General features: G+C 63.8%; 10 protein-coding genes. 7 read left to right on the top strand and 3 right to left on the bottom strand.

The genetic code is table 11. The annotated features are described in order from the left end of the window. The first annotated feature begins 42 nt into the window (after positions 1-42). From WC739_RS22130 to WC739_RS22100, 7 genes are all read left to right on the top strand, one after another. Complete coding sequence (locus tag WC739_RS22130; RefSeq protein ID WP_372955131.1) at positions 43-1,920, top strand: ABC-F family ATP-binding cassette domain-containing protein; 1,878 nt, start codon at positions 43-45, stop codon at positions 1,918-1,920. Positions 1,921-2,002: 82 nt separating this feature from the next. Then, complete coding sequence (locus WC739_RS22125; protein WP_372955130.1) at positions 2,003-4,111, top strand: molybdopterin-dependent oxidoreductase; 2,109 nt, start codon at positions 2,003-2,005, stop codon at positions 4,109-4,111. A gap of 208 nt (positions 4,112-4,319) precedes the next feature. After that, on the top strand, positions 4,320-4,568 hold the full coding sequence (locus WC739_RS22120; RefSeq protein ID WP_372955129.1) for a hypothetical protein: 249 nt from the start codon (positions 4,320-4,322) through the stop codon (positions 4,566-4,568). 94 nt (positions 4,569-4,662) lie between these two features. Then, positions 4,663-4,836, top strand: a complete 174-nt coding sequence (locus tag WC739_RS22115) for a hypothetical protein (protein WP_372955128.1) — start codon at positions 4,663-4,665, stop codon at positions 4,834-4,836. Positions 4,837-4,918: 82 nt separating this feature from the next. After that, the gene (locus tag WC739_RS22110; protein ID WP_372955127.1) at positions 4,919-7,012 is read left to right on the top strand and encodes an ATP-dependent helicase; all 2,094 of its coding nucleotides are present in this window, start codon (positions 4,919-4,921) and stop codon (positions 7,010-7,012) included. A gap of 475 nt (positions 7,013-7,487) precedes the next feature. Next, entirely contained in the window at positions 7,488-7,715 is a 228-nt protein-coding gene (locus tag WC739_RS22105) for a DUF680 domain-containing protein (RefSeq protein WP_372955126.1), read from the top strand. A 56-nt stretch (positions 7,716-7,771) separates the two neighbouring features. Next, entirely contained in the window at positions 7,772-7,996 is a 225-nt protein-coding gene (locus WC739_RS22100) for a DUF680 domain-containing protein (protein ID WP_372955125.1), read from the top strand. 140 nt (positions 7,997-8,136) lie between these two features. Here WC739_RS22100 and WC739_RS22095 read toward each other — a convergent pair whose 3' ends face one another. The 3 genes from WC739_RS22095 to purM form a co-directional block, all read right to left on the bottom strand. Continuing rightward, complete coding sequence (locus WC739_RS22095; RefSeq protein WP_372955124.1) at positions 8,137-8,652, bottom strand: histidine phosphatase family protein; 516 nt, start codon at positions 8,650-8,652, stop codon at positions 8,137-8,139. Between the two features lie 8 nt (positions 8,653-8,660). Then, positions 8,661-9,374, bottom strand: coding sequence for a phosphoribosylglycinamide formyltransferase (gene purN, locus WC739_RS22090; RefSeq protein WP_372955123.1), 714 nt, complete (start codon positions 9,372-9,374; stop codon positions 8,661-8,663). After that, a partial coding sequence (purM, locus tag WC739_RS22085; RefSeq protein ID WP_372955122.1) for a phosphoribosylformylglycinamidine cyclo-ligase occupies positions 9,371-10,368 on the bottom strand: 998 nt, incomplete at its 5' end. The genes purM and purN, both read right to left, overlap by 4 nt.

Here is a 10,368-nt window from a genome sequence, read left to right as displayed (position 1 = left end):
AAGGTCTTGCGAAGCGTCGGTGTCCGGTGCAAAAGCGCCACCATGCTAGTTATCTCTGACCTTTCGCTCCGCATGGCGGGACGCCTGCTTCTCGACCATGCCTCGCTGACCCTGCCGGCCGGTACCAAGGCTGGCCTGGTCGGCCGCAACGGCACCGGCAAGACGACGCTGTTCAAGGCTATCACCGGCGACCTCGCCTCCGAGACGGGCTCGATCAGCCTGCCCAAGAACACGCGCATCGGCCAGGTGGCGCAGGAAGCGCCGGGGACCGAGGACCCGCTGATCGAGATCGTGCTCAAGGCGGACCTTGAGCGCACGGCGCTCCTCGAAGAGGAAAAGACGGCGACCGACCCAAACCGCATCGCCGACATCCATATGCGGCTGGCCGACATCGACGCCCATTCGGCCGAGTCACGCGCCGCCACAATTCTTGCCGGCCTTGGCTTCGATGATGCCGCGCAGCGACGCCCGGCCTCGTCCTTTTCCGGTGGCTGGCGCATGCGCGTGGCGCTTGCCGCCGTGCTGTTTTCCGAGCCCGATCTGCTGCTTCTCGACGAACCGACCAACTATCTCGATCTCGAGGGCACGTTGTGGCTGGAAAACTACGTGTCGAAATATCCGCACACCGTGCTTCTGATCTCGCACGATCGCGATCTGCTCAACCGCGCCGTCAACTCGATCGTCCATCTCGACCAGAAGAAGCTGACGTTCTGGCGTGGCGGCTATGACCAGTTCGCGCGCCAGTACGCCGAGCAGAAGGAATTGCAGGAGAAGGGCCGCGTCAAGCAGGAGGCCGCCCGCAAGCATATGGAATCCTTCGTAGAACGCTTCCGTGCCAAGGCTTCCAAGGCCAGGCAGGCGCAGTCGCGCATCAAGGCGCTGGAAAAGATGAAGCCGATCGCCGCCATCGTGAACGACACGGTGCGGCCATTCTCGTTTCCCGAGCCGGTCAAGACGGTCGCTTCGCCGATCGTGGCGCTGAACAACGTCAATGTCGGCTACACAGAAGGCCAGCCGATCCTGAAGAAGATGACGCTGCGCATCGATGCCGATGACCGCATCGCCCTGCTTGGCGCCAACGGCAACGGCAAGTCGACCTTCGCCAAATTGCTGTCAGGCCGTCTCAAGCAGGAGAGCGGCACCATGACGGTGGCGCCGGGCCTGAAGGTGGCGATCTTCGCCCAGCATCAGCTCGACGATCTTCGCCCGGAGGAAAACGCTTACGAACACGTACGCCGGCTGATGCCGGAAGCTCCGGAATCGAAGGTGCGCGGCCGCGTCGCCCAGTTCGGCCTGTCGACCGAGAAGATGAACACCCCCGCCAAGGACCTGTCCGGCGGCGAGAAGGCGAGGCTGCTCATGGGCCTCTCGGCGTTCGAGGGGCCGAACCTGTTCATCCTCGACGAACCGACCAACCATCTCGACATCGACAGCCGCGAATCGCTGATCCATGCGCTAAACGAGTTTCCAGGCGCGGTGATCCTCATCTCGCACGACCGCCATCTCCTGGAGGCGACCGCCGACCGGCTTTGGCTGGTCAAGGACGGCGCGGTCAATCCGTATGACGGCGATCTCGAGGACTACAAGACGCTGGTCACCGGCGTGTCGGGCGACCGCCGCGGCAAGCGCGAGGCGGACAAGGCGTCGAAAGCCGACCGTCGCCGCGACGCGGCGGCGCGCCGCGCCACTTTCGAGCCGCTGGCCAAGGAGATCCGCGCTACCGAGGCGCTGATGGATCGCCTGCGCAAGCGCATCGACGGCATCGAGGACGAACTGGCCAATCCCGCGATCTACGAAAAGGATCCCTCGACCGCGACGCGGCTGGCCAAGGAACGATCGCAGCTCGCCCAGACGCTGGCAGGCCACGAGGAAAAGTGGCTGACCATGTCGGCCGAATACGAGGAAGGCACGGCGGAGTGAGTGCGTAATCTCCCCCACGAGGGGGGAGATTGGCTGGTCATCTGCCCTACACGCCGACACCAAAACCCGCTAGACAAACTGCATGAACCAGCACGCCAAGCTTCGCATCGGCCATTCCGCCTGTCCGCATGATTGCCCCTCGACCTGCGCGCTCGAGGTCGAACTGCTCGATGGCAACCGCATCGGCCGCGTCCATGGCGCCAAGACCAACAGCTATACCGCTGGCGTCATCTGCGCCAAGGTCGCGCGTTATGCCGACCGCGTCCATCATCCCGACAGGCTGCTGAAGCCGCTGGTTCGGGCCGGCGCCAAGGGCGACGGCGCCTGGAAGGAATCCAGCTGGGAGGCCGCCCTCGATCTCGTCGCCGAAAAGTTCATCGCGGCGGAGGCAAAATACGGCTCGGAGACCGTTTGGCCCTATTACTATGCCGGCACGATGGGCTTGGTGCAGCGCGACGGCATCGACCGGCTGCGTCATGCGAAAAGATACTCTGGCTTCTTCGGCTCAATCTGCACCAATCTGGCCTGGACCGGGTGGATGATGGGGGCGGGTGCCTTGCGCGGCCCCGACCCGCGCGAAATGGCCAAATCCGACTGCGTCGTGATCTGGGGCACCAATGCCGTGGTCACCCAGGTCAACGTGATGACCCACGCCATCAAGGCCCGCAAGGAGCGCGGTGCCAGGATCGTCGTCGTCGATATTTACGAGAACGCGACGATGAGGCAAGCCGATCTCGGGCTGGTGCTGAAGCCCGGCACCGATGGCGCCCTGGCCTGCGCGGTCATGCACGTGCTTTTCAGGGAAGGCATGGCGGACCGCGCCTATCTCTCCAAATACACCGACGATCCCGCCGGGCTGGAAGCGCACCTTCGGACCCGCACGCCGGAATGGGCAGCCGCGATCACTGGCTTGACCGTGGCCGAGATCGAAGCCTTCGCCCGCCTCATCGGCAGGACCAAGAAGACCTATTTCCGCCTCGGCTATGGTTTCTCGCGCCAGCGCAACGGTTCGGCCAACATGCATGCGGCGGCCTCGATCGCCGCGGTTACCGGTTGCTGGCAGTATGAGGGCGGCGGCGCCTTCCATTCGAATTCCGGCATCTTCAAGCTCAATCAGGATGTGCTGGAAGGCACGAAAATGCGGGATCCCTCGATCCGCTATCTCGACCAGTCGCGCACCGGCCCGGTGCTGACGGGTGCCGCGGACGCGCTCTATGGAGGGCCTCCGGTGACGGCCATGCTGATCCAGAACACCAACCCGACCAATGTGGCGCCCGAGCAGCGGCTGGTGAAGCAGGGCTTCCTGCGCGACGACCTGTTCACCTGCGTGCACGAGCAGTTCATGACCGACACGGCAAAACTCGCCGATGTCGTACTGCCGGCGACGATGTTCCTCGAGCATGACGATATCTACAAGGGCGGCGGCAACCAGCACATCACGCTTGGCCCCAAGCTGATCGAGCCGCCGGAAGGGCCGCGCACCAACCATTTCGTCATCGAGGAACTGGCTAGGCGTTTGGGCGTCGCCGACCGGCCGGGTTTCGGTCTCACCGAGCAGCAGCACATCGACATCATCCTGGGCAAGCGCGGACTGGGCAGTTTCGACAGCCTGAAGGAAGACAAGTGGGTCGACCTGCAGCCGGATTTCGAGGCGGCGCATTTCATCAACGGCTTTGGCCATGCCGACGGAAAATTCCATTTTCGGGCCAATTGGAGCGGGCAGGCGGCGCCCAACCGGCCGCCGAAGAGCATGGGCCTGTTCGGCCCGGTGGAGAGCCTGCCGGAATTTCCCGATCACGTCGACCTGATCGAGGTCGCCGACGAGGCGCATCCATTCCGCCTGGCCACGTCGCCGGCGCGCAACTTCCTCAACTCGACCTTTTCCGAGACGCCGGTATCCAAGGCCAAAGAAGGCCGCCCTGAACTTCTTCTGCATCCAGACGATGCCGCCGCCCATGGGCTGGCCGACGGCGACCGTGTCGAGATCGGCAACCAGCGCGGCGAGGTGGTGCTGCATGCCAAGCTGTTCGACGGCATCAAGCGCGGCGTCGTCATCGCCGAAGGCATCTGGCCGAACAGTGCTCATGAGCGCGGCGAGGGCATAAACGTGCTGACAGGCGCCGATGCGCCGGCGCCCTATGGCGGTGCTGCTTTCCATGACAACAAGGTGTGGCTGCGCGCGGCACGTTGAGCCGCGAGCCAACAGCCGACTGTAAGGGCAGATTCCTGTTGCCGTCTCTCGGCTCTGCCGGTGCTGAATTTGCACCTTCCGTGGCTTTAAGGAACGCTTCCAGCGCCAGCGTCCATCGCCGCCAGGCCGGCAATACCTTTACAGTGCTAAATTAGAAGAAGTTAAATTTATAACTTTTGCAATTGTGGGACATTAAGGTCTTTCCTGCATGGTCGGCTTGCCGTTGGGGGCTGGCGGACGATCGATGCGCGGGCGAGGGTGGATCAAGGCATTACGTCAGGACGAGGCTCGGTGGGTGCGTGCGCGCATTGCCGAACTGGAGCGTGATCTCATGGCGGCATCGTCCAAGGGACGCCACGGGCGGTTCGAAGCCGGGCACGAACTTCGCACCGCCAAGTTCCGCCTGGAGCGGCTTGAAGAATGCATTGCCGAAACACCAGGAGAGGCCGACCGCTAGCCGAGGTCATCCCCGCCCTCCAGCACAGCGGCGATTGTCGAAGGAACCAAACGCCCATCTCCCGGTTCCTCCTGCTCCAATGGAGTATCTCTCAATGTTTCGCCTGCTAGTCACCGGTGCTTTGGTCTATGTCGCTTACCGCGTTACCCAGCGCATGATCCAGGACATCCCGGACACGGTCGATCCGCTCTTGCTGCCGCCGCCCCAGCATGATCGCGGAGCCTTGCGGCGGCAGTCAGCGACATCCGGCGTCAACGCGCGCCGTTAGCGAGGTCGATGGCGGTTCGACCAGAGCGGTGGAACCGCCGGATCGGCGTTGCGAACAAAGGGGAAACGATGCTTGATGGGCGATGAACCTCGCCGCATCTGATTCGACGTTTCTGGACCCGACCGCACTGCCTCCCTATCTGGCCCGGCTGAACGACGCCCAGCGCCTTGCCGTCGAGCATGGCGACGGCAAGATAGGCGGCCCCCTGCTGGTCATCGCGGGTGCCGGGTCGGGCAAGACCAACACGCTGGCGCACCGTGTCGCGCACCTTATCGTCAAGGGGGCCGATCCGCGTCGCATTCTGCTGATGACCTTTTCCCGGCGCGCGGCTTCCGAAATGGCCAAGCGTGTCGAGCGCATCGCAGGCGAAGTGCTCGGCCGCGACGCCGCCGTGGTTACCGATGCTCTGACTTGGGCCGGCACTTTCCACGGCATCGGCGCGCGGCTGTTGCGCGACTACGCGCTGGAGATCGGCCTGGACCCTGCCTTCACCATCCATGACCGAGAGGATTCCGCCGACCTGATGAATCTCGTGCGCCATGAGCTCGGCTTCTCCAAGACGGAAGCGCGCTTTCCCACCAAGGGCACCTGCCTGGCCATCTATTCGCGCGCCGTCAACGCGCAGGCGCCGCTCGGCCAAGTCCTGGGCGCCGCTTTCCCTTGGTGCGCCGGCTGGGCCGATCAGTTGAAACAGCTGTTCGCTTTCTATGTCGAAGCCAAGCAGTCGCAGAACGTGCTCGATTACGACGATCTTCTGCTCTACTGGGCGCAGATGGCGGCCGAGCCCGAGATAGCAGCCCATCTCGGCGGGCGCTTCGACCACGTGCTGGTGGATGAATATCAGGACACCAATCGCTTGCAGGCGTCGATCCTTATGGCGCTGAAACCCGATGGCGCCGGGCTGACCGTGGTCGGCGACGATGCGCAATCGATCTATTCGTTCCGTGCCGCCGAGGTGCGCAACATCCTCGACTTTCCCAAGCAGTTCGCCCAGGCCGCCGACGTGGTCATGCTGGAGCGCAATTACCGCTCGACCGAGACCATTCTGGCCGCCGCCAACGCGGTGATCGGTGAGGCCTCGGAGCGCTTTACGAAAAATCTCTGGTCGCAGCGTAAGTCCACCGACAGGCCGAGGCTGGTGAGCGTGCGCGACGAGGTCGAGCAGGCCAATTTCGTCTGCGATACGATCCTGGCAGAGCGCGAGGCGGGCACGGCGCTGAAATCCCAGGCGGTTCTCTTCCGCGCCTCGCATCACAGCGGTCCGCTGGAGATCGAGCTGACCCGCCGCAACATTCCTTTCGTCAAGTTCGGCGGGCTGAAGTTCCTCGACGCGGCACATGTCAAGGACGTGCTGGCGGTGCTGCGTTTCGCTGAAAACCCGCGCGACCGGGTCGCGGGATTTCGTGTGCTGCAGCTTCTGCCGGGAATTGGGCCCTCGGCCGCCGCGCAGATCGTCGAGACGATGACGACGGCGCTTGATGAAGCGATGGGCCTGGCCGGCTGGCGGCCGCCGCAGCGCGCCGCGGATGATTGGCCGGCCTTCGTCTCGCTTTATTCCGGTCTGCGCGCCAGCGCCAAATGGCCGGCTGACCTCGAACAGGTCAGGCTATGGTATGAGCCGCATCTGGAACGCATCCACGAGGATGCAACCACGCGCCGGGCCGATCTCCTGCAGCTCGAGCAGATCGGCTCGGGCTATGCGTCGCGCGAACGGTTTCTCACCGAACTGACGCTCGACCCGCCCGACGCCACAAGTGATCAGGCCGGCCCACCGCATCGCGACGAGGACTATCTGATCTTGTCGACCATCCATTCGGCCAAGGGCCAGGAATGGAAAAACGTCTTCGTGCTCAACACCGTCGACGGCTGCATTCCGGCCGACCTGGGGGTCGGCACCAGGGAAGAGATCGATGAAGAGCGTCGGCTGCTCTATGTGGCGATGACACGGGCCAAGGACAGTCTGAACCTGGTCATGCCCCAGCGTTTCTTCACGCACGGGCAGGCGGCGCGCGGCGATCGCCACGTCTATGCCTCGCGCACGCGCTTCATCCCGGCCTCTATCCTCGGCGTCTTCGAGCAGATGTCGTGGCCATCCGCACAAGCGGCGGCTGGCAGGACGGCGCGGCCGGACGTGCGTGTCGACATTGGCGCCCGCATGCGCGGCATGTGGAAATAGGTCTCCCCCAGGACGACGGATGTCCGGACACCCCGGTGCATTCGGCGTTTCGCTGAAGTGCATGGGGCTTCCGCACAGTTGCGTTCTTAATGAGCGGCCGGACAGCCGGCGCAAGCCCAGACGGACCTGCCATGACGTGACTGGCGCGCATCGCATTCGGCCCGAGGGAATTCAAACCGAACCGTTCGGTTCGATATCCATTGACAGTCCGTATAGCTCTGGTGAACGCAGGTCGGCTTCGGACCGGCTACACGGGGCAGACGGGTTCGCTTAACTAACTGTTTCAAAATAATAAAATCATCACCGCTTGACCATCGTCCGTTTTTCAAGGGGTGGATTCAAGGTGCGCGGGAACATCTTCGTGATTGGAACGCATCCACCCCTCAACCCATTTCGGGGTGGTCCGAGCGACGCGAATTCCTCCCAAGGGCACGCCACTAGATGGACAGAACAAAAGCATACTGGAGTATTTGAAATGACCAAGATCGCTCTTACCGCCGCCGCCATCCTTCTCGCCACGGGCACGGCTTTTGCCGGCAGTGACAATTATGGCTCGGAAAACGCCAACCAGCCGGTGGCCAATCAGTCGGTTTCCAACATCGACACCACGCACACCGGTTCAATCCTGAAGTCCGAAAAGGCGCAGGCTGACGCCGACGCCAACGTTCCGGCTGCTTCAGGCCAGGGCATCTGGGGTCGCTAAATTAGGCGACCCCTGCAACAGCTCTTTCGTTAAATCTGAAAATTGGAGTATTTGAAATGACCAAGATCGCTCTTACCGCCGCCGCCATCCTCATCGCAACCGGCACCGCTTTTGCCGGCAGCGATAATTTTGGTTCCGACAACGTCAACCAGCCGGTTGCCAACCAGTCTTCCAACATCGACACAACGTACACTGGTTCGATCCTCAAGTCTGACCAGGCACAGGGCGACGCCAATGCCAACGTGCCGGCTCAGTCTGGCCAGGGCATCTGGGGTCGTTGATCTCTAAGACCTTGGAACGCACAAAGAGCGGTGGGCCTGGCCCGCCGCTCTTGTTTTTTGCGGAGCCAGAACGTCTTTGGTTGAGGAACCGCCCCCAGGACGCGGGCGCGGCTTTTTTGAAGACGTTTGATCCTGCGCTTCTAGCTTAAGTCCTTCGGCCGCAGGCAATGTGTCAGTCTTGCCGAGGACAGAGCCTGCCACTCACCGTCGAAGACGAATCGCGCCAGCGCAGCCGTGGGGAACTTTTCCTCCAGCCTCTTGTGCGCTTTGGCCTCCGAGGTCGACGAGGCAAGCCCCCTCGCCAGATCCTCCAGGCCCGGATTGTGGCCGACCACCACAAGGCAAGCGCTCGACGGGTCGGCTTCACGAATCTGGTTCAGAACATGCGTGGATGAAGCGTCGTAAAGCGCCTCGGCAAACGAGACGCGCGGCTGCCTGGGCAGTTCCGCGGCCACCAGCCGCCACGTGTCGCGGGTGCGCAACGCCGGAGAGACCAGCGCCTGATCCGGTAGCCACCCGCGCGCCGCAAGCTCGCGTCCCATCAATTTGGCTGCCATCAACCCGCGCTCGGCGAGCGGCCGGTCGAAATCATCGAGGTCCGCGCCGTCCCAGCTCGATTTTGCGTGGCGAAGCAGGAGAAGCTGTTTTGTCGCCATCTCCCGGCTCAGGGGGTGATCCGCGCCAGGTGCTCCAGATCGGCTTCCTCGCGCTGCGGGTTCGGCGCCATCACCACGGAGCTGCCGTTTTCGGCATCGTCGGCGAAATGGCCAAGCATGGTGCGGCCGGCCTCCATGCGAGCCTTGCCCTCGGCGACCAGGCTCAATGCCAGCGGATAGAGCCGGTGCTCGGCCTTCAGGACGCGCGCGGCCAGCGTATCGGCGGTATCGCCGACCATCACCGGCACCGCCGCCTGGGCGATGATCGGGCCGTCATCCATCTCGGAGGTGACGAAATGCACCGTGCAGCCATGGATCCGCAGGCCGGCGGCCAGCGCGCGCGCATGCGTGTCGAGCCCCTTGAACGCCGGCAGCAGGGCGGGGTGGATGTTGATCATGCGTCCCTGCCATTTCTGCACCAGGCCCGGGGTGAGGATGCGCATGTAGCCGGCCAGCGCCACGATCTCGGCCTTGTAGGCCACCAGCGCCGCTTCGATCGCCGCGTCATGCGCCTGCTTGCTGCCGTGGTCGGCGCGGGCAACGACCTGCGTGGCGATGCCGCGCGCCTTGGCGATGCCGAGGCCGACGGCGTCCGCTTTGTCTGAAATGACTCCGACGATTTCGGCCGGGAAGGCCGGATCGCTGGCCGCCGCGATCAGTGCGGTCATGTTGGAGCCGCGTCCGGAAATCAGAACGACGGTGCGTTTCCTGTGCGTGCTCATAGGCCGATCGAGCCCCGATAGATGACGCCGGCGTCGCGGCGCGGAACGATGCGGCCGATCGGCGTCACCGTCTCGCCGGCTTCCTGCAGCACCGCGGCGACCTGCGCCGCCTGGCCGGATGCGACCGCCAGGATCATGCCGATGCCGCAATTGAAGGTGCGCATCATCTCTTCGGGCGCCACGCCGCCCGTCTTGGCAAGCCAGGAGAAAACGGCCGGCACGTCGATCGCCTCGAGGTCGAGCTCCGCCGAAAAATCCTTGGGCAGCACGCGCGGAATGTTTTCCGGGAAGCCGCCGCCGGTGATGTGCGCCAGCGCCTTGATACCATGCGTGTTGCGGATGGCTTTCAGAATCGATTTCACATAGATGCGCGTCGGCTCGAGCAGCGCTTCGGCAAGGCTGGCGTCGTCGTTGAACGGCGCCGGATCGGCCCAGGCAACGCCGCTGGTGGCCACGATGCGGCGCACCAGCGAAAACCCGTTTGAATGCAGCCCGGAGGATGCCAGCCCCAACAGCACGTCGCCCTCGACGATATCGTCGGTGGGCAGCAACTGGCCGCGCTCGGCCGCGCCCACCGCAAAACCCGCCAAATCATAGTCGTTGCCGTGATACATGCCGGGCATCTCGGCCGTCTCGCCGCCGATCAGCGCGCAGCCGGCCTGACGGCAGCCTTCGGCAATGCCGCCGACGATCGCAGCACCCTGGTCGGGATCGAGCTTGCCGGTGGCGAAATAGTCGAGAAAGAACAACGGTTCGGCGCCCTGCACGACGATGTCGTTGACGCACATGGCGACGAGGTCGATGCCGATCGTGTCATGCTTGCCGGCATCGATGGCGATCTTCAGCTTGGTGCCGACGCCGTCGTTGGCCGCCACCAGCACCGGATCTGTGAAGCCGGCGGCCTTGAGGTCGAACAGGCCGCCGAAACCGCCGATCTCGCCATCGGCACCGGGCCGGCGCGTCGCGCGCACCAGCGGCTTGATCTTCTCGACCA

It is taken from the genome of Mesorhizobium sp. (genome assembly GCF_041661565.1).
Taxonomy (GTDB): Bacteria; Pseudomonadota; Alphaproteobacteria; order Rhizobiales; family Rhizobiaceae; genus Mesorhizobium.
This window is presented reverse-complemented; position numbering and strand designations above follow the sequence as displayed.

Coding starts and splice junctions, on each gene's coding strand:
- WC739_RS22100 (WP_372955125.1), top strand. CDS start 7,772: ATGACCAAGATCGCTCTTACCGCCGCCGCCATCCTCATCGCAACCGGC.
- WC739_RS22120 (WP_372955129.1), top strand. CDS start 4,320: ATGGTCGGCTTGCCGTTGGGGGCTGGCGGACGATCGATGCGCGGGCGA.
- WC739_RS22105 (WP_372955126.1), top strand. CDS start 7,488: ATGACCAAGATCGCTCTTACCGCCGCCGCCATCCTTCTCGCCACGGGC.
- purN (WP_372955123.1), bottom strand. CDS start 9,374: ATGAGCACGCACAGGAAACGCACCGTCGTTCTGATTTCCGGACGCGGC.
- WC739_RS22125 (WP_372955130.1), top strand. CDS start 2,003: ATGAACCAGCACGCCAAGCTTCGCATCGGCCATTCCGCCTGTCCGCAT.
- WC739_RS22115 (WP_372955128.1), top strand. CDS start 4,663: ATGTTTCGCCTGCTAGTCACCGGTGCTTTGGTCTATGTCGCTTACCGC.
- WC739_RS22110 (WP_372955127.1), top strand. CDS start 4,919: ATGAACCTCGCCGCATCTGATTCGACGTTTCTGGACCCGACCGCACTG.
- WC739_RS22130 (WP_372955131.1), top strand. CDS start 43: ATGCTAGTTATCTCTGACCTTTCGCTCCGCATGGCGGGACGCCTGCTT.
- WC739_RS22095 (WP_372955124.1), bottom strand. CDS start 8,652: ATGGCGACAAAACAGCTTCTCCTGCTTCGCCACGCAAAATCGAGCTGG.